Source organism: Stutzerimonas kunmingensis (genome assembly GCF_014764705.1).
GTDB lineage: Bacteria > Pseudomonadota > Gammaproteobacteria > Pseudomonadales > Pseudomonadaceae > Stutzerimonas.
Genome location: NZ_JACXXG010000011.1, coordinates 18,915 through 41,040 on the forward strand (window position 1 = coordinate 18,915; position 22,126 = coordinate 41,040).

Here is a 22,126-nt window from a genome sequence, read left to right on the forward strand (position 1 = left end):
TCTGGCAGGCCTCGGCAGGCGGCAATCGCCATAGCCCTGCCGAATGAAGGGCATTCAGGCCAATCAGCAGGCCGCAATGTCCCAAGTTTGCTGTCAGCCCGCCGAAGCACCTTTTTCCAGCGGCACGATCGCGACAGTCAAACGTGAAATGCAGCTTGGCTTGCCGTCCTCGCCGCTGAGACGGATATCCCAGACATGGGTCGAACGTCCCAGGTGCACCGGCCGGCATACGCCGGTCACGCGTCCGCTGCGCAAACCGCGCAGATGGTTGGCGTTCACTTCGAGGCCAACGCAATAGAACTTGCTGCTGTCGATGCAGTGATAACTGGCCATCGAACCGAGGGTTTCAGCCAGCACTACAGAGGCACCGCCATGTAGCAGGCCGTAAGGCTGATGGGTGCGTGCATCGACCGGCATGCTGGCGGTGATGGACGAGTCATCGAAGGTCTCGAAGCGGATGTCCAGCAATTCGGTGATGGTGTTCTTGCGGGTACTGTGAAGCTCTTCCAGGTTGGGCTGACGGTGCCAGATACTCAAGGCGCATACTCCTGACGTCTATTGTTGTTCTTGATTGATGTGCCGCCGTGAGCAAAACAGCCTGGCGGACCGGTCAACCCTAACCAACGTGACGCAAGGACACCAGCCGCATCAGCCCTCCGGCAATTGCCTCACCCTCCAGCTCCGCCAGGGACGCTGTCGCCATCGGCACAGGCTCCGCATAGTTGCCGTTCACCAGCCAGCCGGCAAGATTGCCGACGAAGGGCTGGTGGGTAACCAGTAGCAGATCGCTTTCGCCGCGCAGATCTAGCTGCCGCAATGCCTCGGCAAGATCGGATTCCGGTGTCGCCCAGTCAACCGTCTCACACTGGCCGACGAAGCCGAGAGCCTTGCGCACCTCATCCGCAGTCTGCTGCGCGCGCTGGAACGGACTGACCAGAATCGTCTTCAGCGGCTTGCCGCGAAGAAAGGTGGCGCTGCGGCGCACGTCGCGGCGCCCTCCCTCGGTCAGGTTGCGCTCCGCATCGGTGCGTGCACGGGGCTCGGCTTCGCCGTGTCGTAGCAGCCACAGCTTCATGCCGTCGGCCCCTTCTGGGAGTCCTTCGGCTCGTTCGGCGCAACGGGCGGAGCCGGGGTGGTCAGCTCGACATCCGCCGGACGCGGGGTCGGCCAGTCCGAAAGCGGCCAGGGCTTGCGTTCGGTATTGAAGGTGGCGAAACGGCCAATCTGCGCGATGTACTGGCTGAGGCTGTCGCCAAAGCCCTGCAGGCTGGAGTCCGGGTCCCCCTTGACCAGGCGCATTATCAGCTGCAGCACCACGACCACCAGCAGGGCCAGTTCGGCCAATTGCCAGACGAAGAAGAAGATCAGCATCCAGACGGCTCGCAGGATCAGCGATTCCCGGTCCGTTGCCTGGTTCGATTGACTCATGGAATGTCCCCTACGCTCGGCTCAGAAACCGTCGGTTGAAATGAAGTCCACATCGGTCTTGGGCTCGCCACGCATCAGCACACCGATGATCTGATCGAGCGTACGCCCCTCGAACAGGACGGCATGCAGACCCGCGACCAGCGGCATGTACACCTGCAGCTCCTCGGCCTTGCACTTGAGCACCTTGATAGTATTGACGCCTTCCGCGACCTCGCCCAGCCGGGAAACCGCCTCCTCCAGGCTGAGGCCTTCGCCCAGGGCGTAGCCCACCTGGAAATTGCGACTCTTGGGCGAGGTGCAGGTCACGATCAGATCGCCAACCCCTGCCAGCCCGAGAAAGGTCATGGGATTGGCGCCCAGCTTCACGGCGAAACGAGTCATTTCCGCAAGAGCGCGGGTGATAAGCATGCTACGGGTGTTCTCACCCATGCCCAGAGCTGCGGCCATACCCGCCATGATCGCGTAGACGTTCTTCAATGCCCCGCCCAGCTCCACGCCGAAGCGATCGGAGCTGGCATAGACACGGAAGGTGCGGCCGTGCAGCACCTGCTGGACGCTGCGGCAGAGCGCCTCGTCCTGACTTGCCACGACCGTTGCGGTCAGCGCGTGCTCGGCCACCTCACGCGCCAGGTTCGGGCCAGACAACACGCCGATGCGCGCCTGCGGCGCGATCTGCTCGAGAATCTGGCTCATCAGCATGAAGCCGTCAGCCTCGATGCCCTTGGTGGTACTGACCAGCATCTTGCCGCCGAGCTGCGCCGCGAACGGCTGCAGTGCCTGGCGCAGCGCGCTGGACGGCAGCGCAACGAAGATCAGCTCGCAGGCATCGAGGGTCGACGAGAGATTGATGGTCGGCTCGACCTGCGCAAGGATCTCGACGCCTTTCAGATAGCGCGGGTTCTGTCGCAGCGTCCGGATACTTTCGGCCTGCTCCGCATCGCGCATCCAGAGCAGGACGTGGTGACCATTCTCGGCCAGCAGATTGGCAATCGCGGTACCGAAACTGCCGCCGCCGAGTACCGCGATGGGTTGCTGTCGTGTCATGTGGAATCCGTTGTTGGCCATCCGAAATGGCAGTGCCGGGCATTATACGTTTCATCTTCACAGCGGCCAGCGCAACTACGGGGCCCAGTGAAATCATTTGGTTACAGTCGTCACGAAGGCTAGTCCAGAGCCTCCCGGGGGCCTTTGGATCGGTATTCGTTCACGCCATGCAACCGTCACTGCAACGATTGTCTATAGAGGACACGCTGTCGCAAGGTCCTCGTTCGCCGTTAAGGAGTGTTAAAGTAGCCGCCCAATTCTGTCTTTGCGCGTTCAGCCGCAGGTACGGGTTGAATGGCGTCGCTGTTGGCGGGCTGTGACTTTAGCCACAACGCGGCAGTCTATGACTAGTCTTGATGATCAGGCCTTGAATTCTGGCCCGGTATGTAAGCAGCAAAGCCCTTCGCAAGGGGCCCATTGAGGAATACGCATGACCAAACAACACGCCTTTACTCGGGAAGACCTGCTTCGTTGCAGCCGCGGCGAACTCTTCGGTCCCGGTAATGCGCAACTGCCCGCGCCGAACATGCTGATGGTCGATCGTATCGTTCACATCAGTGAAGTGGGCGGCAAGTATGGCAAGGGCGAACTGGTCGCCGAACTGGACATCAACCCTGATCTCTGGTTCTTCGCTTGCCATTTCGAAGGCGATCCGGTCATGCCCGGCTGCCTGGGCCTGGATGCTATGTGGCAACTGGTCGGCTTCTACCTCGGCTGGCAGGGCAACCCCGGCCGTGGCCGTGCCCTCGGCTCCGGCGAAGTGAAGTTCTTCGGTCAGGTTCTGCCGACCGCCAAGAAAGTCACCTACAACATTCACATCAAGCGCACCATCAACCGCTCGCTGATTCTCGGCATTGCCGATGGCACCGTCAGCGTTGATGGCCGCGAGATCTATAGTGCCGAAGGCTTGCGCGTCGGCCTGTTCACCTCTACCGACAGCTTTTGAAGGACATCCGCATGCGTCGCGTCGTGATCACTGGCCTGGGTATCGTTTCTTGCCTGGGCAATGACAAAGAGACCGTCTCCGGCAACCTGCGCGCCGGCCGCCCCGGCATTCGCTTCAACCAGTCCTACGCGGACATGGGGTTGCGCAGCCAGGTTTCCGGTTCCGTCAACCTGAACCTCGAAGAACTGATCGACCGCAAGGTCCTGCGCTTCATGGGTGACGCTGCCGCCTACGCCTATCTGGCAATGGAGCAGGCCGTGAAAGACGCCGGCTTCACCCTCGATGACATCTCCAACCCGCGCATCGGCCTGGTGGCCGGCTCTGGTGGTGCTTCGACCATCAACCAGATGGAAGCCATCGACATCCTGCGTGACAAGGGCGTCAAGCGCATTGGCCCATATCGCGTGCCGCGCACCATGAGCAGCACGGTATCCGCCTGCCTGGCCACGCCGTTCCGCATCAAGGGCATCAACTACTCCATCGCTTCGGCCTGCGCCACCAGCGCGCATTGCATCGGCCATGCCATGGAACAGATCCAGATGGGCAAGCAGGATGTGGTCTTCGCCGGTGGCGGCGAGGAAGAGCATTACAGCCAGAGCTGCCTGTTCGACGCCATGGGTGCGCTGTCCAGCCAGTACAACGATACGCCGGAGAAAGCCTCCCGCGCCTACGATGCCAAGCGTGACGGTTTCGTAATTGCAGGCGGCGGCGGCATGGTGGTGGTCGAAGAGCTGGAGCACGCCCTCAAGCGCGGCGCCAAGATCTACGCGGAAATCGTCGGCTACGGCGCCACTTCCGACGGCTACGACATGGTCGCCCCGAGTGGCGAAGGCGCCCTGCGCTGCATGCAGCAGGCGATGTCCACCGTCGATACCACCATCGACTACCTCAACACCCACGGCACCTCCACGCCGGTAGGCGACGTGGCCGAGATCAAGGCCGTGCGAAACATGTTCGGCGACAAGATCCCGACCATCAGCTCGACCAAGAGCCTGTCCGGTCACTCTCTGGGCGCCGCTGGCGTTCACGAAGCGATCTACTCGATGTTGATGATGGAAGGCAGCTTCATTGCCGGCTCGGCCAACATCGACGAGCTGGATCCGGAAGTCGCCGACATGCCGATTCTTCACGAAACCCGCGAGAACGTGCAGCTCGACACCGTGATGAGCAACAGCTTCGGCTTCGGTGGCACCAACGCTACGCTGGTGCTGCGCCGTTACAAAGGCTGAATCGACTAGCGACAAACAAGAACGGCGCCCTAGGGCGCCGTTTTTTGTTTCCACCTAACGCCGTCACACCCGGCGCTCGGCGCCCCCATCGATATCGCCATGGGCAATACATGAAGCGGCGGTGAACAACACATCGGTAGAGGAGTTGAGCGCGGTTTCCGCCGAGTCCTGGACGACCCCGATGATGAAGCCGACAGCCACCACCTGCATCGCCAGGTCATTGGAGATGCCAAACAGGCTGCACGCCAGCGGAATGAGCAGCAGCGAACCACCGGCGACACCCGACGCACCGCAGGCACATACCGCAGCCAGAAGGCTGAGCAGCACCGCCGTGGCGATATCCACCTCGATACCCAGAGTGTTGACCGCCGCCAGGGTGAGCACCGTGATGGTGATCGCCGCGCCGCCCATGTTGATCGTCGCCCCGAGCGGAATGGATACCGAATAGGTGTCCTTGTGTAGCCCGAGCCGCTGGCAGAGCTGCATGTTCACCGGAATGTTCGCGGCAGAACTGCGCGTGAAGAACGCCGTGATACCGCTTTCTCGCAGGCAGGCGAATACCAGCGGATACGGGTTGCGACGGATCTGCCAGAACACGATCAGCGGATTCATCACCAACGCCATGAACAGCATCGCGCCGACCAGCACCAGCAACAACCGCATGTAGCCCAGCAGCACGTCGAAGCCCGAATCGGCCAACGTGCCGGCTACCAGCCCGAATACCCCCAGCGGGGCGAAGCGGATGACCACCTTGACGATCAAGGTGACGCCATCGGAAAGGTCACTGATCAGATGCCGGGTGCTCTCCTGCGCATGACGGAAGGCGAAGCCAAGTCCGATAGCCCAGGCCAGGATGCCGATGAAGTTGCCGTCGAGCAGCGCCTGCACCGGGTTAGCCGTGATATTGAACAGCAGCGTCTGCAATACGGCCCCCACGCCCGACGGCGGCGTTACATCCGCAGCACCGCTGACCAGCGTAAGCGTGGTTGGAAATATGAAGCTCGCCAGCACGGCAACGGCCGCCGCACTCAGCGTGCCGAGCGCGTACAACAAGATGATGGGGCGGATGTGGGTCGGCTGGCCGCGCTTGTGGTTGGCCAGTGAAGAGGTCACCAACACGAACACCAGAATCGGTGCTACCGCTTTGAGCGCCTGCACGAACAGATCACCGAGAAGAGCTACGGATTTTGCTGCGCCAGGCAGCAGTAGCGCAAGCAAGGCGCCAGCCACCAGGCCCACGACGATCTGGGCAACGAGGCTGGTACGGCTGATGAAGCGAATGAATCGAGGCATATCGGACATGGGCGCATCTCGCAGCTCGGCAGGTACGGCCCGAAACAGCCCGTGCCTGCCATGGAAAAACGCCGGATGGTACGCCGCTCTCCCGCCCATGCCCAGCGTTGTGCTGTCACGGGGGCACGGGAGGCTGCTGAAGCGCCCACAGACGGCGGGAAGGCGCCATTGCGGCTAGCGCATGTCACACCTGAAAGCGCGCTACCAGACCGTTCAGGTCGATGGCCAAGCGAGCCAGTTCCTGGCTTGCCGCGCTCGTCTGATTGGCACCTGCCGAGGACTGCAGCGAGAGGTCACGGATATTAACCAGATTCCGATCCACTTCCCGCGCGACCTGAGCCTGTTCTTCTGAGGCGCTGGCAATCACCAGGTTACGCTCGCTGATCTGGCTGATCGCCGAGGTGATGCCATCAAGGGCTTCGCCGGCTGCCCGAGCCATTTCCAACGTAGTACGGGCACGCTCGTTGCTCGATTGCATCGCGTACACGGCCTTGTCCGTGCCCTGATGCACGCTGCCAATCATCTGCTCGATCTCACCGGTGGACTGCTGGGTACGATGCGCCAAGGCACGTACCTCGTCGGCCACCACCGCAAAGCCGCGGCCGGCGTCGCCAGCCCGAGCCGCCTCGATCGCGGCGTTCAGCGCGAGCAGATTGGTCTGTTCGGCAATCGAGCGGATCACTTCCAGCACCTTGCTGATGTCCCGCACCTGACCAGCCAGATGCTCCACTTCTCCGGCGGTGTTGGTCACGTCGCTCGCCAGCAGATTGATCGACTCGACTGTCTGCAGCACCTGCTTGCGCCCGCGCTGTGCGGTGTCGTTGGAGTCCTGGGAGGCCTCGGAGGTAGCCACCGCGTTGCGCGCCACTTCGTCTACGGCTGCGGTCATCTCATTCACGGCGGCAGCCGCTTGTTCGATCTCGTGGTTCTGCTGGTGCAGGCCGCGGGTGGAGTCTTCGGTGACCGCGTTGAGCTCCTCGGCTGCCGAGGCAAGCTGATTGGACGAGTCGGCGATGCCCTGAATGGTCGAGCGCAGATTGGCCTGCATGGCTTTCAGTGATGTCAGCAGGCGGGCCGGCTCGTCCTTGCCCTCGACCAAAAAATCGCCGGTCAGATCACCACCAGCGATACGCTCGGCTACCGAAACAGCAGTTCCCAGCGGGCCCACGACGCTGCGGGTGAACACCCAGGCCAGCGTAACGGTGATAGCGGCAGCGAACACCAGCGTCGCTACCACCCAGCTGAACGCCGTGTCGTATTGTGCGGACGCGCGATCCGCCGCCCCGCCGGCTTCCTCGCTGTTGATGGTAAGGAGCTGGTTCAGTGACGCAGTCACGTTATCCGCGTGCCCATTGATTTCGCCGTTGATTATCGTCACGGCCTGGGCGCGCTCACCGCGGACCACATGCTCGACGACACGTTGCTGAAGCAGCAAGTACTGTTCGAAGCTCTGCTTGAAACGTTCATACGCAGCACGTTCTTTGGCCGTAGTTACTCGCTTGGCGTAATTGGCATCACGTTGAGCCACTTCGCTGCGCATCTGGGTCAAGCGCTGGGCGGTGTCCTGCACCATCTGCGACTCTTCAGCCAGAGCCAGACGCAGGGTATTGGCTCGAATGCGCATGACCGTGACGTTAAGTTCACTGAGCGCCATGATGCTGGGTAGCCAGTTCTCATCGACCTCCTTGCTCTCGTTGCGCATGTTGGCCATCTGGTTCAGTGCGAACAGGCCGAGGAAGAGGACGAGCAGGCCAATCAGGCCGAAACCCAGTGTTGAGCGTTTACCAATAGTGAGCGAGCGAATGGACATGGGACTACCTTCTCCATGAAAAACGGAACAGCCACAAACCGTGACTTGTTCCGTTATCGGAAGGCCTGGCCAATCACTTGAACTTTGGCGCCAACTTTTTGCCTCTCGCGCCCCCCACACCGACTAACGGTTCGAATGGCCAGCAGAACCGGACAGGATGGCCATCACCGCACGTCGAATGCCTGCTCGGCCAACTTGCGGTCCCCCTGGAACACCATCAAATGCCATCGGCCAGCCACAATCTCATGGGGCTCGGTGAATTCGAACGCCATCACGTCCGTTTCGGCGCCCGACACCAGCGCTTGCACGACCTCGAACTTGTCATGCCGCTTGCCATCGGGTGTTACCACACCTGGCGTCAGGTATAGCAAGGTCAACGGCGCATCGGCTTCGCGCTTGCCGGCTAGGCGATAGCGCAGGCCGAACTTGCTTCCGAGTCGCGCCGGCACCTCTGTCGTCTGGCGAATGGGCTGGTCACGACGAGTCAGCACGCGCTCGCCTGGCTCGAAATCCTCTTTGACGGTTTCGAACACGCCGTACTCCACGGCGCCGACGACCTCGACCTGAGCCAGCGCTGCGGGCGAACTCACACCCAGTACCATGGCGACGAACGCCCAACGAGTGAACGACATGGAACCTGCTCCTTCCTGTTTGCGAAGCAGGCAGGTTATGACGCCCCGATTACAGTCTCATGACGCTCAACGTAGCTCAGCCTGACGCTTGCGGGGGAGCAGCGCGAGAAAGTTATCTCGCGCCACGCCTTGCGCTACGGAGGCTGGAAGTGCATCAAGGAAGGGAGCGAAGGCGTGCATGCCGGTCGCCAGATTATCGAAATGGCCGACCACGTCCGAGCCGATCACGAAGCGCTTGGGATGCCGCTTCACCAGCGCGACCCACTTCGGGTCGGGACGCTTATCTTCGTCCAGCAGATAAGGTTGCAACATGGTCCAGGAAAGGTCGATGTACAGATTCGGATAGTCATCGAGCAGGCGGCTGACCGTATCGTGCAGGAATTCAAGCTTCTCCTGGTGTCGGTGCAGCTCCATGCTGGTTCCGGCATGAGCCCAGATAAAGCGCGTATGCGGATGATTGCGCAGCGGCTCCTCCAGCTCGACCAGGTAGAGCGGATTGCGCTCTCGCTTGGAGGTGATGTTGGAATGCAGCATCACCGGCAGATCGAACTCCGCCGCCAGGTGATAGACCCTGGCCAGCGCCTCGTTATTGGCCCGCGGGGTGTCGCCCTCGGTCAACGCGGTCACGTCATCGTGTCGGGTGAATACCTCCCCCAGACCCTGCCAGAGGCCCGGGTTCAGCTCCAGCATGCGGCGGATATGCGCGTCGGCGTTCTTGTCGTTAGGGTTGAAGCCGGAAAGAAACGGATGGAAGCGCTTGCGCTGCTCCTCATCCAGATCTTCCAGCGCTGCGGCGACCAGCACGTCGGTCGCGCTGTACCAGTACACCGGCGCATCGTCACCTGCGTAGTAGCGAGGCCGCTTGGGCTCGTTCTCGTGCCATTTCTTCGCCACCGGAATGCCGCTGATCATCACGTGATCGATGCTGCCCGCGTCCATCGCTGCAAGCAGATTTTGCATGCCATCGGTTTCCTGGAAAAAATCCACATAGTGCAGATGCGCATCGCTGTAACGATAGTTACGCCCTTCCCCTACCGCGACGGACGACAACGTAACGAGGGCTACAACGGAAAATATTCTGAAAATGTACAAAGCTCGGTCCTCCTGACAGCCAGCGAGTAGACCGCCAGGAGGGCTACCCGTTCAGCTTTGCCGTGCTGCGGGACACGACCAGAAGCTCAGCCGAGGCATACCCCCCACAGTATTTGACTGAAATCAACGACCATCCATCGCCATCAAACTAGTCTCATGATCACCACAGCCGCGCAGCCGCTACCTCACTGCGCGCTGCTTTTCTTCCGCCTCACAAAAGGACCCATCGCATGGCAATGAAAACCATCAGCGCGCACGGAACATTGAATGCCGGAATGGCAATCGAGGTGCAATGCGGCAACCACCGCCTGATCATGGACCAGCCAAAGAGCGCGGCGGGCCAGGACCTCGGCCCGACGCCGCTGGAAGCCATTCTGGCGGCAGTGGCCGGATGTTTCGGCACCATCGGCCGCTTCATCGCTCACCAGCAGAAGATCGAACTGCGCGGCATGCGCTTCGAGATCGAAGCCGATTACGATCCCACCGGACTGCTCGGACGCGATCCTGCTGTACGGCCGGGCTTTCAGGAGTTGCGCATTAAGGTGGACATCGACGCGGATCTGGATCGGGCCGGCAAGCAGGCATTGCTGGAGCAGATCGAGCAGCGTTGCCCGGTAGCCGACAATCTCACCCACGGCACTCGTCTGATCAGCGTCCTGCTCTGAAGCAACCCGAAACGAAAACGGCCCGTCACTTGACGGGCCGTTCGTACATCGCTGCCTGGGATCAGGCCGATAGTTCGACCAGCAGTTTGTTCAGACGCTGCACGTAAGCAGCGGGATCCTTCAGGCTATCCCCCGCCGCCAGCGCAGCCTGGTCGAACAGGATGTGCGACAGATCCGCGAAGCGATCCTCGTCCAGCTCGGCATCGAGCTTTTCGATCAGCGGATGCTGCGGGTTGATCTCGAAGATCGGCTTGGACTCTCGCACCTTCTGCCCGCTTGCCTCGAGAATCTGCCGCATCTGCAGGCCCAGGTCCTGCTCGCCAATGGCGAGAATCGCCGGCGAGTCGGTCAGACGATGGGAGACGCGCACCTCGGCGACTTCATCACCCAGCGCGCCCTTCAGGCGCTCGATCAGCCCTTCCTTGGTCTTGGCGATTTCTTCCTGAGCCTTCTTGTCCTCTTCGGAATCCAGCTTGCCCAGATCCAGGTCGCCGCGCACAACATCGGCGAACTGCTTGCCGTCGAACTCGGTCAGGTAGCTCATCAGCCATTCGTCGATACGATCAGTGAGCAGCAGTACCTCGACGCCTTTCTTGCGGAAGACTTCCAGGTGCGGGCTGTTCTTGACCTGCGCGTAGCTTTCGCCAGTCAGGTAGTAAACCTTGTCATGACCTTCCTTCATGCGCGACAGGTAATCGGTCAGCGAAACCGACTGCTCGCCCGACGCGTCGCTGGTGGAAGCGAAACGCAGCAGGCTGGCAATTTTCTCCTTGTTGGCAAAATCTTCCGCCGGACCTTCCTTGAGCACCTGGCCGAACTGCGACCAGAACTTCTTGTAGTCCTCGGGCTTGTCCTTGGCCAGCTTCTCCAACATGTCCAGCACGCGCTTGGTCAGCGCCGACTTCATCGAATCGATGACCGGATCCTTCTGCAGGATTTCGCGGGACACATTGAGCGACAGGTCGTTGGAATCGACCACGCCCTTGACGAAGCGCAGGTACAGCGGCAGGAACTCGTCCGCCTGATCCATGATGAAGACGCGCTGGACGTAAAGCTTCAGGCCCTTCGGCGCCTCGCGGTGATACAGATCGAATGGCGCACGGCCGGGCACATAGAGCAGCGAGGTGTACTCGAGTTTGCCCTCGACCTTGTTGTGGCTCCAGGACAGAGGGTTGTCGAAGTCGTGAGCGACGTGCTTGTAGAACTCCTGATACTCCTCGTCCTTCACCTCGGTGCGCGGACGGGTCCAGAGAGCGCTGGCGCGGTTGACCGTCTCCCACTCCTGCTCGGCCGGCTTGTCCTTCTCCTCGCCGTGGAACTCTTTAGGCAACTCGATCGGCAGCGCGATGTGATCGGAGTACTTCTTGACGATGTTGCGCAGGCGCCAGCCATCGGCAAACTCTTCTTCGCCCTTCTTCAGGTGCAGGACGATGCGGGTGCCGCGTTCGGCCTTGTCGATGGTGGCGACTTCGAATTCGCCCTCGCCCTTCGACGACCAATGCACCCCTTCGCTGGCCGGGGTACCGGCGCGGCGGCTGTAGACGTCGACCTTGTCGGCGACGATGAACGCCGAATAGAAGCCCACACCGAACTGACCGATCAGGTGCGAATCCTTCTTCTGGTCGCCAGAGAGATTTTTCAGGAAGTCGGCAGTACCAGACTTGGCGATGGTACCCAGATGCGCGATCACGTCATCGCGGTTCATGCCGATGCCGTTGTCTTCCAGGGTGACGGTATTGGCATCCTTGTCAAAGCTGAGGCGAATCTTCAGATCAGCGCCACCCTCAAGCAGCTCCGGCTTGGCCAGCGCTTCGAAGCGCAGCTTGTCGGCGGCATCGGAGGCGTTGGAAATCAGCTCGCGAAGGAAGATTTCCTTGTTGGAATACAGCGAATGGATCATCAGATGAAGCAGCTGCTTCACTTCGGTCTGGAAGCCCAGGGTTTCTTTTTGAGTCTCCACACTCATCGTCTACAAACTCCACATCAGCGTAATGGCACGGACCGCGGTTGCGGCGATGTCTGGCAGATGGGGGCGTGGCGATGATTTTCAAGGGCAGCCGACGCGTCGCAACGCCGGCCAGTCCAGTCAAGGGTCAACGAGTTCGAGCAGCACGATCTCCCCGGGAGCCAGGTGATAGGTCGCTTCGCCTGGGCCGCTGATGACCCGCCTGATGATCAGATTGCCCTCGCTATCCAGACCAGCGAAGCGCCCTTCTGCAACACCGCCGCGCTCGGTGTGCGCGCGCATCAACAGGTGCTGATAGCGGTCAGGCGTGCGCAGGACCTGCTCCATCGAGAAGCGCAGTCGCCGATCCAGACTGCTTTGCGGCACCGTCGCAGCAACGGGCTCAGCCGCCTTGATCGTCGTTACAGGTGTCTCCACCGCAGGTTCGGTCAGGGGCGGATAGTCATCGCCCCTGACGTGCCAGCCCTGCTCGTTCTTTGCCAGGGGGAGCGTGAACGCCTGCATCTCGCCCTTCACCTGAGCCTGGACCTCAACCTCCAACTCTTCGGCCGGCAACGTGACGACGGGCGTCGATTGCAAAGCGACGTCCCGGCTCGCGTGACGACGCTGCAGGTAGTCCTCGATCACGAAGGCCAGGGTGTCCCGCGAATCATGGCGGCGGTCGACCTGACCGTTCAGGTAGCGCAGGCGATCGGTGTACAGCTCGATGACGCCGGTGATGCTGGTGTCGAACTGTGGCGGCAGCACGAGATGGAAATCGCCACGCAGCTTGTTCGGCGCCACCGGTTGCAGATCAAGATGCAACGTGTAACCGCGATCGAGGCGTCGCGTCTCCGGCAGCTCCTGATCGGGGTTCAGCCAGGCGATTTCGACCTCAGGCAATGCGCCGATGTCATCGGGCAGAACGTCGATGCGCAACGCACCCTCGATCGGTTCGCGCAAGCGAATCGTCACCTCCTGGCGAGCGAAGAAGCCCTTCCCCTCACGCAGATTCAGTACGCCATTTATGAGCTCACCCTGTTGCGGCGCGAATCGACGTCCGTTCAATTCCCCGCGCACCCCCATGGCAAGATCCGGCTCGACCTGAGTTGGCAGCCAACGCAGACTGAAAATCGCCTCCAGCCGCTCGGCATCGCGACTGGCCAGCAGCGACAGCCCCACGATCAGCGGAATGAAACCCAGACAGGACAGGATCAGTGCCTTGCGCGCAACGCGCCAGTGACTGAATACGAACGCCAACGTCAATGGAGGCAGCAGGCTACCCAGGCCCCAGAGCAAGCTCGTCGAGAATGCCAGGCTGATGAGCCAGACGGCGCCAGCAAGAATCAGCAGCAAGCCGCCGAGGATCAGAAGTGCTTCCATTCGAGTTCCTTCACGCAATCGCACAAGGTGACGCCGCACACCGCAACGCCACCCTGACGAATGCGTCAGGGCTCGTCGATCTTGAAATGGCAGCGGGCGGTGGCGATGGGCTCGGCCTGATGGGTCTGCCAGGCGGTGATCGCGACATTGGCGACCCTGCGGCCCTGGCGCCAGACCTGGCAGGCGGCAAAGGTGTCACGATAGTGACCGGCGCGTAGATAATCTATCGAGAAGTCGATGATTTTGGGCAAATGTGGCGCGCCCATGAACATCAGCAGATGCAGCATCGCCGCGTGCTCCATGAAGCCTGCGATGACCCCGCCGTGAATGGCCGGTAGCGGATTGCCGATGTTGTCCTCGTTCTGCGGCAGGCGAAAAACCATTTCGTCACCGAGCCGCAGGCACTCGATGCCGATCAGCTTGGCGTACGGCACCAGTTTGATCAGCGAGTCGTAATCGTTGTTGGCGTGTGCATGCTGGACCAGCTCGTTGAGGTTGAGATCGCTCATGCGCCGCCCTCCTTACCCATGGCTGTCGGTGCAGCCTTGCCCATGCGCATGAAGGTGCCTACCACATGAGCGATCGGTTCGTTGATGTCGCGCTGATAGGCGACGCCACGAGTAAAGATGACCGTTGGGGTGACGCGGTAGCACTCGGCGAAGCCGAAGATATCGTGTCCGGCCTCGGCGGGATGCATGTAGTCGACTCGCAGATCGAGCGTCGGGCAAACTTCCAGCTCCGACAGGGCGCAGGCCGTTGAAATGCCGCAGGTGGTGTCCATTAGCGTGGTGATCGCGCCGCCATGGACTCCGCCGGTTTCCGGGTTTCCGATGATCTTCTCGCTGTATGGAAGGCGCAGGGTAAGGCCGCGGCTGTCGGCATGCTCGACTGTAAGCCCCAGCACCTGACAGTGTCGCAGAAAGGACAAGAAGCGCTGGGTGCGCTCGAGTATCTGGCTATCGCTCATTCGAATTCTCGGGGGATGCTCAAGGCGCGCATGATACCGCCTTGCCATGCACGCGCCCTATTCCTTGGGCATTTCGGCCGGGGAAGTTGGCGTGAATACCATCACCCCGAGCACGTCCGAGTGGAATTCGCGGCGATAGAGGATCAGCACCACGCCTGTGGTGACCAACATGAAGAACCAGGGGTGAACGAACCAGGCCAAGGTGGCCATGCCGAAGTAATAGGCGCGCAAGCCGAAGTTGAACTGGTTGGCCGCCATGGACAGGACCCGCGCCGCACGCTCGGCGAAAGCTCTGCGCTCCTGATCACTGACGTTGCGCTCGCCCACCATCGGCGCCGAAGCAACCAGTACCGCGGCGAAGTTGTACTGGCGCATGCACCAGCTGAAGGTGAAGAACGCATAGACGAAGACGACCGCCAGACACAGCAGTTTGACTTCCGAAAGACCGCGGCTGACCGGTTGCGCAAATGGCAGGTCGGCCAGTAGCGAAACCGCTCGATCGGATGCACCCAACGCGGTCAGGATGCCGGCAAGGATGATCAGCGTGCTAGATGCAAAGAACGATGCGTTGCGCTCCAGATTGCCGATCACGTTGGCATCGGCGATACGGTTGTCACGCAACAGCAGGCGTTGCATCCAGTCCTGCCGATAGAGGTGCAACACACTCGCCAGACAAGCCGTATCCCGACCGCGCCAGCTCGCGTAGCGGGTGTATCCAGCCCAACAGACGATGAACCAGAGCACGGCGATCAGATGCGGCAGGGTTGAATCGGATAACGTCATGGCGCGCCCTCGGAGACATCACGCGATTATAGCCAGCACCGCGTCGCCGAAGCTTGCGCCTAATGTCAGCGCTACCCCCGCGACCGATCTATCGTCAGCCGCGGCGCAGCGCGAGAACAAGTCAGGCGTGATGTTGCGCCTGATCGGCGCGACTGAGCAGGCGATCAGTGACGACTGCAAACACCAGCATCACCAGAACCGGAACCAGCCAGCCCATGCTCTGATCGGCCAATGGCAACTGCGTGAACAGCACCGGAACCCAGTCGGTGAAGCCCGCGGCGGCAAGTCCATCGACAACGCCGAAGATCAGCGTCACCGCCATGACCGGCACGAACACCCGCGAGGGCGAAACCCAGAAGCGATCCAGCAAGCTCAGAGCAACCAGGACGATGGCCAGCGGGTAAAGGCCCACCAAGACTGGCACCGACACACTGATCAACTGCGTCAGACCCTGGTTGGCCACCAGCAGGCTGAACAGAGCGAAAACGACCACCACTGTGCGATAGGAAACCGGCAGCAATGCGCTGAAGAACTCGCCACAGGCCGTGGTCAGGCCGACCGCCGTGGTCAGGCAGGCCAGCGTGATGACTACTGCGAGCAGCAGGCTGCCCGGCGTGCCGAACGTGTGTTGCACGTAGGTCGTCAGAATCTGCACGCCGTTCTCCGCACCGGCGGCGATGCCCTGGCTGGTAGCACCAAGATAGAACAGAGCGAGATAGACCAACGACAGCCCGACCGCAGCAATCACGCCGGCAATCATCGAGTAACGGGTAACCAGCGCGGGCTCGGTGACACCACGGTCGCGAATGGCCGTGGCGATCACGATGCCGAACACCAGGGCGCCGAGCGTATCCATGGTCAGATAGCCTTCGAGAAAACCCTTGATCAGCGGCGACGCACGATAACTCTCACTCGCAGCACCGACCTCTCCCGCCGGGGCGAAAATCGCCGCACCACCGAGTACCAGCAGTGCCGCCAGCAGCACCGGCGTAATGAACTTGCCGATACGGTTGACCAGCTGACCGGGGTTCAGCACCAGGAACAGCATGGCCGCGAAGAACACCAGCGTGTAGATGAATAGCGGCATGCCGGCGTTACCGCTGAATGGCGCAATGCCCATCTCGAACGAAACGACGGCGGTGCGCGGAGTCGCGAACAGCGGACCGATCGCCAGGTAGACGGCCACCGCCAGCACCGTACCAGCGACCTTGCCGAGCGGTGCGGTCAAACGGTCCATGCCCCCACCCACTCGCGCCAGCGCGACGACGGTCAGCAGCGGCAACCCGACACCGGTCAGCAAGAAGCCCAGTGCCGCCTGCCAGATAAACTCGCCCGACGCCATACCGGCGCTGGGCGGGAAGATGATGTTGCCGGCGCCAAGGAACAACGCAAATGTCATGAAGCCAAGAGCCAGCAGGTCAAAACCTTTCAAACGATTCATGCGGAAAAAACTACCAAATGGATGACGGCTTAAATGAACGCGACGCACATGCCACGAGCGCGACGGGTCAGCGGTTCATATTGGCCTGAATGATGGGATTACGGGTTTCCTTCAGGGATAAGGGGAAACGTCATTCAGCCGGTTGGGCCGAATCCTTCGTTGCACGCTGTCGCTCTTGTGGACCGAACAAGCGTATGAATGAGCGGCAATGATGCCACGATGCGGCGATGGATGCTGACCGGAGCGTCAGCATTGGCCGCGAAAAACGTCGCGCCTCAGGGTTGAAGCGCTCAACGCGTGATAGATGGAAGGGCGGGACCAAGCAGCGATTGAAGCTGCAACGTTACCAAACCCAAAGCTGAAAGCCCCGAGGCAGAACCGTCAGGTCTGCCTCGGGGCATGCGAAGACTGAGCAACTCGAACGCCCGGCTGCAGCCGGGCGGGCGTTACATCAGGCCTTCATTTCCCAGCCAGTCACCTCCGCCAGCGCCTTGCCGATATCGGCGAGCGAGCGAACGGTCTTCACACCGGCGTCCTGCAGGGCAGCGAATTTCTCTTCCGCCGTTCCCTTGCCGCCAGAAATGATCGCGCCGGCGTGCCCCATCCGCTTGCCAGCCGGAGCCGTGACACCCGCGATGTAGGAAACGACTGGCTTGGTCACGTTGGCCTTGATGAAGGCCGCCGCTTCTTCCTCGGCCGAACCGCCGATCTCGCCGATCATGACGATGGCCTCGGTCTGCGGATCATCCTGGAACAGCTTGAGGATATCGATGAAGGTCGAGCCCGGAATAGGGTCACCACCGATGCCAACACAGGTCGACTGGCCGAAACCGGCGTCGGTGGTCTGCTTCACGGCTTCGTAGGTCAGCGTGCCGGAGCGCGAGACGATGCCGACCTTGCCGGGCATATGGATGTGCCCAGGCTGAATGCCGATCTTGCACTCACCCGGCGTGATCACACCCGGGCAGTTCGGCCCGATCAGGCGCACACCCAGTTCGTCGCACTTGATCTTAACCTCGAGCATATCCAGTGTCGGAATGCCTTCGGTGATGCAAACGATGAGCTTGATCCCACCGAAAGCCGCTTCGAGGATCGAGTCCTTGCAGAACGGCGCAGGCACGTAGATCACCGAGGCGTCAGCACCGGTGGTCTCGACGGCCTCCCGAACGGTGTTGAATACCGGCAGACCGAGGTGCATGGTGCCGCCCTTGCCCGGCGTGACGCCGCCGACCATCTTCGTGCCGTAGGCAATGGCCTGCTCGGAGTGGAAGGTACCTTGCGAGCCGGTGAAGCCCTGGCAAATGACCTTGGTGTCCTTGTTGATCAATACGCTCATTACTTGCCCTCCGCGGCTTTGACAACCTGAATGGCCGCATCGGTCAGGCTGCTCGCACCGATGATGTTCAGACCGCTTTCACTCAGCATCTTGGCCCCCAAGTCGGCGTTATTGCCTTCCAGGCGAACCACCACGGGCACCTTGACGCCCACTTCGCGAACGGCACCGATGATGCCTTCGGCGATCATGTCGCATCGCACGATGCCGCCGAAGATGTTCACCAGAACGGCCGCGACATTGCTATCGGAGAGAATGATCTTGAACGCTTCGGTCACGCGTTCCTCGGTGGCACCACCGCCCACGTCGAGGAAGTTCGCCGGCGCACCGCCATGCAGGTTGACGATATCCATGGTGCCCATGGCCAGGCCCGCACCATTGACCATGCAGCCAATGTTGCCGTCGAGCGCCACGTAATTCAGCTCCCACTTGGCCGCATGGGATTCACGCGGATCGTCCTGGGACGGATCGGCCATGTCGCGCAGTTTGGGCTGACGGTAGATGGCGTTGCTATCTATGTTGATCTTGGCATCCAGGCAGTGCAGGTTGCCGTCCTTCTTGATCACCAGCGGGTTCACCTCGAGCAGGGCCAGATCATAGTCCTGGAACAGCTGCGCGAGGCCGACGAAGATATGGACGAACTGCTTGACCTGATCGCCCTTCAGACCCAGCTGGAATGCCAGCTCGCGCGCCTGGAACGGCTGTGCACCGACCAGCGGGTCGATGGTGGCCTTGAGGATTTTCTCCGGCGTGTCGTGAGCGACTTTTTCAATGTCCACGCCACCTTCGGTGGAAGCCATGAACACGACCCGGCGGCTGGCGCGATCAACCACGGCGCCCAGATAGAGTTCCTTGTCGATATCGGTGCAAGCCTCGACAAGGATCTTGCTTACCGGCTGACCATTGGCATCGGTCTGATAGGTCACCAGACGCTTGTCTAGCCACTGCTGGGCAAACGCCCGGGCTTCATCCTTGCTGCGAACCAGCTTTACGCCACCGGCCTTGCCACGTCCGCCTGCATGCACCTGGGCTTTGACCACCCATTGCGTGCCGCCGATCTTGTCGCAGGCTTCCGCTGCTTCCTTCGGGCTATCGACTGCGTAACCCTTGGACACGGGCAGACCGTATTCAGCGAACAGTTGTTTACCTTGGTACTCGTGAAGATTCATGCTTTCTACCGTCTGGTTTGGTATTGGCGCATTTACGGCACGACGAGCCGCCGTGCCCCCTCACAAGTCGCTGAAAACTATCTGCGAATTCACGATACCTCTCAGCGACCTGCAATCCTTTTCGAATCTGCAGTTTGCAAAAGGCCCGGCGTATCCACAGATACGTCGGGCCCGGGTACAGCACGAAACCGATTAGCGCTTCTTGCGATTGGCAATGTGGATGGCGTGGCCATTCACTGCCAGGGCCGCTTCATGCAGCGCTTCGGACATCGTCGGGTGCGAGAACACCATCATGCCCAGGTCTTCGGCACTGGTACCGAATTCCATGCCGATCGCGCCTTGCTGAACCAGCTCGGCAGCGCTTGGGCCCATGACGTGAACGCCCAGCACGCGGTCGGTCTTGGCATCGGCGATGACCTTGACCAGGCCGGCGGTATCGTTGGCCGCCATGGCACGTCCGCTGGCCGCGAACGGGAAGGTGCCGACATTAACTTCAACGCCTTCAGCCTTGAGCGCCTGCTCGGACTTGCCGACCCATGCGATTTCCGGGTGAGTGTAGATGACCGACGGAACCAGGTCATAGTTCATCTGGGTCTTGTGACCAGCGATACGCTCGGCAACCATCACGCCCTCTTCCGAGGCCTTGTGGGCCAGCATGGCGCCGCGAACTACGTCACCGATGGCGTAGACGCCGGGAACGCTGGTGGCGCAGTAGTCGTCAACGAAGATGAAACCGCGCTCGTCCATATCGACGCCGGCGTCAGCCGCCAGCAGCTCGGAGGTGACAGGACGACGGCCCACTGCGACGATCAACTTGTCGAAGGTCATCTGCTGCTCGCCTTCAGCGCTGGTGAAGTTGACGGTCACTTGATCGCCCTTCACTTCCGAACCGGTCAGACGAGCGCCCAGCAGAATCTTCAGACCCTGCTTGGAGAGGACTTTGAACGCTTCCTTGGAGATCTGCTCATCGGCAGCCGGCAGGAACTTTTCCATGGCTTCGATAACGGTCACTTCCGCGCCGAGGCGCGCCCAGACCGAACCCAGCTCGAGGCCGATCACGCCGGCACCGATGACGCCGAGCTTGCCCGGAACGCTCTGAAAGTCCAGTGCGCCGGTGGAGTCGACGATGACGTTCTGATCGACCGGCGCCGGCGGAATGTTTACCGGAGTCGAGCCGGAGGCAAGGATGACGTTCTCGGCAGCCAAGGTCTGCACGTTGCCGTCCAGGCCGGTCACTTCAACCTGCTTGCCGGCCAGCAGCTTGCCGTGGCCTTCGAATACGGTCACACCGTTGGCCTTCAGCAGAGCCGAAACCCCACCGGTAAGGTTCTTAACGATCTGGTCCTTGCGCGCGACCATGGTCGGAACGTCCATGGCCACTTCGCCAGTGCTGATGCCATGAACCTTGAAGCTCTCGTGGGCTTCATGAAACTTGTAGGAGCTGTCCAGCAGCGCCTTGGAAGGAATGCAACCTACGTTCAGGCAGGTGCCGCCCAGAGCGGTCTTACCATCCTTGCCCTGGTATTTTTCGATACATGCGGTCTTCAGACCCAGCTGGGCTGCACGAATGGCGGCCACATAGCCGCCAGGGCCGGCACCGATGACGACGACGTCGAATTTCTGGCTCATTACGAATCCTCTTCAAAAGCAGCTAAAAGCCAAAGGCTGCAGGTAGCACGACCGGCTTTCACCTGACCTGCCAGCTGCAGCCCGTGACGTTTCTATCAGATATCCAGCAGCAGACGGGCCGGGTCTTCCAGCAGGTCCTTCATGGTAACCAGGAAGGTCACCGCTTCCTTGCCGTCGATCAAGCGATGGTCATAGGACAGCGCCAGGTACATCATCGGCAGGATGACCACTTGACCGTTAACGGCCATCGGGCGTTCCTGGATCTTGTGCATACCGAGGATGGCGGTCTGAGGCGGGTTAACGATCGGCGTCGACAGCAGCGAACCAAACACACCACCATTGGAGATGGTGAAGGTGCCGCCAGTCATCTCTTCGATGGTCAGCTTGCCAGCCTTGGCCTTCTTGCCGAAGTTGTTGATGCCGCCCTCGATCTCGGCCAGGCTCATGTGCTCGGCGTTGCGCAGAACCGGAACCACCAGACCGCGGTCGCTGGAAACGGCGACCCCGATATCCTGATAACCGTGGTAGACGATGTCGTTGCCATCGATGGAAGCATTGACGCCCGGCTGGCGCTTGAGTGCTTCGACCGCGGCCTTGACGAAGAAGGACATGAAGCCCAGGCGCACGCCGTTGTGAGTCTTCTCGAACAGATCCTTGTACTTGGAACGCAGCTCCATGATCGGTTTCATGTTGACTTCGTTGAACGTAGTCAGCATCGCCATGGAGGATTGCGCTTCGACCAGACGCTCGGCGACCTTTGCACGCAGGCGGGTCATCGGAACGCGCTTCTCGACACGATCGCCCTCGGCGAAGATCGGAGCGGATGCAGCCGGAGCAGCCGGCTTGGCAGCAGCAGCCGGAGCGGATTTTTTGGCTTCGACGGCGGCAACTACATCTTCCTTGGTCACACGGCCGTCTTTACCGGTACCGGCGATGCTGTTCGGATCGATGCCGTTCTCTTCAGCCATCTTGCGCGCAGCAGGAGCCAGGATCGGCTCTTCACCGGACGGGGCAGCAGCAGCCGGGGCAGCAGCTTGAGCCGGCGCAGCAGCCGGGGCAGGTGCGGCGGCGGCAGTAGCTCCCGCCTCCAGCTTGCCGAGCAGTTCGCCGCTCAGCACGGTGTCGCCTTCGTTTTTGACGATCTCGGTCAGCACGCCGTCAGCTTCGGCGAGCACTTCCATCACCACCTTGTCGGTTTCGATGTCGACGATCAGCTCATCACGCTTGACCGCGTCGCCCGGCTGCTTGTGCCAGGTGGCAACGGTGCCGTCGGCAACCGATTCCGGGAATGTAGGGGCTTTGATCTCGATAGCCATTATTCAGGGGTCCTATTGATT

General features: G+C 61.0%; 21 protein-coding genes. 3 read left to right on the forward strand and 18 right to left on the reverse strand.

Going from position 1 to position 22,126, the window contains the following annotated elements; all coding sequences use genetic code 11:
* Nucleotides 1–93: 93 nt before the first annotated feature.
* The 4 genes from IEG05_RS10785 to IEG05_RS10800 all read right to left on the reverse strand — a co-directional run bounded on the left by IEG05_RS10785 (nt 94) and on the right by IEG05_RS10800 (nt 2,472).
* Entirely contained in the window at nt 94–537 is a 444-nt protein-coding gene (locus tag IEG05_RS10785) for a hotdog fold thioesterase (RefSeq protein ID WP_044314286.1), read from the reverse strand.
* Between the two features lie 79 nt (nt 538–616).
* Entirely contained in the window at nt 617–1,075 is a 459-nt protein-coding gene (gene sixA / locus IEG05_RS10790) for a phosphohistidine phosphatase SixA (protein WP_044314285.1), read from the reverse strand.
* Entirely contained in the window at nt 1,072–1,428 is a 357-nt protein-coding gene (locus IEG05_RS10795; RefSeq protein WP_046620179.1) for a DUF4389 domain-containing protein, read from the reverse strand. Before IEG05_RS10795 ends, sixA begins: the two co-directional genes overlap by 4 nt.
* Before the next feature lie 21 nt (nt 1,429–1,449).
* Complete coding sequence (locus IEG05_RS10800) at nt 1,450–2,472, reverse strand: NAD(P)H-dependent glycerol-3-phosphate dehydrogenase (protein ID WP_046620206.1); 1,023 nt, start codon at nt 2,470–2,472, stop codon at nt 1,450–1,452.
* Nucleotides 2,473–2,902: 430 nt separating this feature from the next.
* Here IEG05_RS10800 and fabA point away from each other — a divergent pair, with 430 nt between their 5' ends.
* Nucleotides 2,903–3,418, forward strand: a complete 516-nt coding sequence (fabA, locus tag IEG05_RS10805) for a 3-hydroxyacyl-[acyl-carrier-protein] dehydratase FabA (protein WP_003285418.1) — start codon at nt 2,903–2,905, stop codon at nt 3,416–3,418.
* 11 nt (nt 3,419–3,429) lie between these two features.
* Nucleotides 3,430–4,647 carry a beta-ketoacyl-ACP synthase I gene (fabB, locus tag IEG05_RS10810; protein WP_046620178.1) on the forward strand — a complete coding sequence of 406 codons (1,218 nt, stop codon included), beginning with the start codon at nt 3,430–3,432 and terminating at the stop codon, nt 4,645–4,647.
* Nucleotides 4,648–4,710: 63 nt separating this feature from the next.
* Here the strand turns inward: fabB and sstT are convergent, their stop codons facing one another.
* The 4 genes from sstT to IEG05_RS10830 form a co-directional block, all read right to left on the reverse strand.
* Nucleotides 4,711–5,949 carry a serine/threonine transporter SstT gene (gene sstT / locus IEG05_RS10815; RefSeq protein ID WP_191122033.1) on the reverse strand — a complete coding sequence of 413 codons (1,239 nt, stop codon included), beginning with the start codon at nt 5,947–5,949 and terminating at the stop codon, nt 4,711–4,713.
* Between the two features lie 175 nt (nt 5,950–6,124).
* Nucleotides 6,125–7,750 (reverse strand): methyl-accepting chemotaxis protein, encoded by a 1,626-nt coding sequence (locus IEG05_RS10820; protein WP_046620176.1) that lies wholly within the window; start codon nt 7,748–7,750, stop codon nt 6,125–6,127.
* Between the two features lie 164 nt (nt 7,751–7,914).
* A complete protein-coding gene (locus tag IEG05_RS10825) occupies nt 7,915–8,382 on the reverse strand; it encodes a DUF3859 domain-containing protein (RefSeq protein ID WP_046620173.1) in 468 nt (155 codons plus the stop codon).
* 66 nt (nt 8,383–8,448) lie between these two features.
* Nucleotides 8,449–9,474 (reverse strand): amidohydrolase family protein, encoded by a 1,026-nt coding sequence (locus IEG05_RS10830; RefSeq protein ID WP_191122034.1) that lies wholly within the window; start codon nt 9,472–9,474, stop codon nt 8,449–8,451.
* A gap of 230 nt (nt 9,475–9,704) precedes the next feature.
* Between IEG05_RS10830 and IEG05_RS10835 the strand changes: the two genes are divergently transcribed.
* Nucleotides 9,705–10,139, forward strand: coding sequence for an OsmC family protein (locus tag IEG05_RS10835; RefSeq protein ID WP_090519747.1), 435 nt, complete (start codon nt 9,705–9,707; stop codon nt 10,137–10,139).
* 61 nt (nt 10,140–10,200) lie between these two features.
* Here the strand turns inward: IEG05_RS10835 and htpG are convergent, their stop codons facing one another.
* From htpG to odhB, 10 genes are all read right to left on the reverse strand, one after another.
* Complete coding sequence (gene htpG / locus IEG05_RS10840; protein ID WP_191122035.1) at nt 10,201–12,105, reverse strand: molecular chaperone HtpG; 1,905 nt, start codon at nt 12,103–12,105, stop codon at nt 10,201–10,203.
* A 120-nt stretch (nt 12,106–12,225) separates the two neighbouring features.
* A complete protein-coding gene (locus IEG05_RS10845; protein ID WP_191122036.1) occupies nt 12,226–13,467 on the reverse strand; it encodes an MFS transporter in 1,242 nt (413 codons plus the stop codon).
* A gap of 65 nt (nt 13,468–13,532) precedes the next feature.
* A complete protein-coding gene (locus IEG05_RS10850; protein WP_014820469.1) occupies nt 13,533–13,976 on the reverse strand; it encodes a PaaI family thioesterase in 444 nt (147 codons plus the stop codon).
* Nucleotides 13,973–14,434: a PaaI family thioesterase gene (locus IEG05_RS10855; RefSeq protein ID WP_191122037.1), complete on the reverse strand. Its 462-nt coding sequence runs from the start codon at nt 14,432–14,434 to the stop codon at nt 13,973–13,975. Before IEG05_RS10855 ends, IEG05_RS10850 begins: the two co-directional genes overlap by 4 nt.
* A gap of 57 nt (nt 14,435–14,491) precedes the next feature.
* Nucleotides 14,492–15,217: a DUF599 domain-containing protein gene (locus tag IEG05_RS10860; RefSeq protein ID WP_014820471.1), complete on the reverse strand. Its 726-nt coding sequence runs from the start codon at nt 15,215–15,217 to the stop codon at nt 14,492–14,494.
* A 121-nt stretch (nt 15,218–15,338) separates the two neighbouring features.
* Nucleotides 15,339–16,658, reverse strand: a complete 1,320-nt coding sequence (gene brnQ, locus IEG05_RS10865) for a branched-chain amino acid transport system II carrier protein (RefSeq protein WP_045666738.1) — start codon at nt 16,656–16,658, stop codon at nt 15,339–15,341.
* A gap of 451 nt (nt 16,659–17,109) precedes the next feature.
* A complete protein-coding gene (gene sucD, locus IEG05_RS10870; RefSeq protein WP_014820473.1) occupies nt 17,110–17,994 on the reverse strand; it encodes a succinate--CoA ligase subunit alpha in 885 nt (294 codons plus the stop codon).
* Nucleotides 17,994–19,160: an ADP-forming succinate--CoA ligase subunit beta gene (gene sucC, locus IEG05_RS10875; protein ID WP_045666739.1), complete on the reverse strand. Its 1,167-nt coding sequence runs from the start codon at nt 19,158–19,160 to the stop codon at nt 17,994–17,996. Before sucC ends, sucD begins: the two co-directional genes overlap by 1 nt.
* A 192-nt stretch (nt 19,161–19,352) precedes the next feature.
* On the reverse strand, nt 19,353–20,789 hold the full coding sequence (gene lpdA / locus IEG05_RS10880; RefSeq protein ID WP_041014095.1) for a dihydrolipoyl dehydrogenase: 1,437 nt from the start codon (nt 20,787–20,789) through the stop codon (nt 19,353–19,355).
* Nucleotides 20,790–20,884: 95 nt separating this feature from the next.
* The gene (gene odhB / locus IEG05_RS10885) at nt 20,885–22,105 is read right to left on the reverse strand and encodes a 2-oxoglutarate dehydrogenase complex dihydrolipoyllysine-residue succinyltransferase (protein ID WP_191122038.1); all 1,221 of its coding nucleotides are present in this window, start codon (nt 22,103–22,105) and stop codon (nt 20,885–20,887) included.
* Nucleotides 22,106–22,126: the final 21 nt, after the last annotated feature.

Bases quoted from the DNA above. Each gene is read 5' to 3' on its own strand.
- sixA (WP_044314285.1), bottom strand. From the start codon at position 1,075: ATGAAGCTGTGGCTGCTACGACACGGCGAAGCCGAGCCCCGTGCACGC.
- IEG05_RS10795 (WP_046620179.1), bottom strand. From the start codon at position 1,428: ATGAGTCAATCGAACCAGGCAACGGACCGGGAATCGCTGATCCTGCGA.
- IEG05_RS10800 (WP_046620206.1), bottom strand. From the start codon at position 2,472: ATGACACGACAGCAACCCATCGCGGTACTCGGCGGCGGCAGTTTCGGT.
- fabA (WP_003285418.1), top strand. From the start codon at position 2,903: ATGACCAAACAACACGCCTTTACTCGGGAAGACCTGCTTCGTTGCAGC.
- fabB (WP_046620178.1), top strand. From the start codon at position 3,430: ATGCGTCGCGTCGTGATCACTGGCCTGGGTATCGTTTCTTGCCTGGGC.
- sstT (WP_191122033.1), bottom strand. From the start codon at position 5,949: ATGTCCGATATGCCTCGATTCATTCGCTTCATCAGCCGTACCAGCCTC.
- IEG05_RS10820 (WP_046620176.1), bottom strand. From the start codon at position 7,750: ATGTCCATTCGCTCGCTCACTATTGGTAAACGCTCAACACTGGGTTTC.
- IEG05_RS10825 (WP_046620173.1), bottom strand. From the start codon at position 8,382: ATGTCGTTCACTCGTTGGGCGTTCGTCGCCATGGTACTGGGTGTGAGT.
- IEG05_RS10835 (WP_090519747.1), top strand. From the start codon at position 9,705: ATGGCAATGAAAACCATCAGCGCGCACGGAACATTGAATGCCGGAATG.
- htpG (WP_191122035.1), bottom strand. From the start codon at position 12,105: ATGAGTGTGGAGACTCAAAAAGAAACCCTGGGCTTCCAGACCGAAGTG.
- IEG05_RS10845 (WP_191122036.1), bottom strand. From the start codon at position 13,467: ATGGAAGCACTTCTGATCCTCGGCGGCTTGCTGCTGATTCTTGCTGGC.
- IEG05_RS10850 (WP_014820469.1), bottom strand. From the start codon at position 13,976: ATGAGCGATCTCAACCTCAACGAGCTGGTCCAGCATGCACACGCCAAC.
- IEG05_RS10855 (WP_191122037.1), bottom strand. From the start codon at position 14,434: ATGAGCGATAGCCAGATACTCGAGCGCACCCAGCGCTTCTTGTCCTTT.
- IEG05_RS10860 (WP_014820471.1), bottom strand. From the start codon at position 15,217: ATGACGTTATCCGATTCAACCCTGCCGCATCTGATCGCCGTGCTCTGG.
- brnQ (WP_045666738.1), bottom strand. From the start codon at position 16,658: ATGAATCGTTTGAAAGGTTTTGACCTGCTGGCTCTTGGCTTCATGACA.
- sucD (WP_014820473.1), bottom strand. From the start codon at position 17,994: ATGAGCGTATTGATCAACAAGGACACCAAGGTCATTTGCCAGGGCTTC.
- sucC (WP_045666739.1), bottom strand. From the start codon at position 19,160: ATGAATCTTCACGAGTACCAAGGTAAACAACTGTTCGCTGAATACGGT.
- lpdA (WP_041014095.1), bottom strand. From the start codon at position 20,789: ATGAGCCAGAAATTCGACGTCGTCGTCATCGGTGCCGGCCCTGGCGGC.
- odhB (WP_191122038.1), bottom strand. From the start codon at position 22,105: ATGGCTATCGAGATCAAAGCCCCTACATTCCCGGAATCGGTTGCCGAC.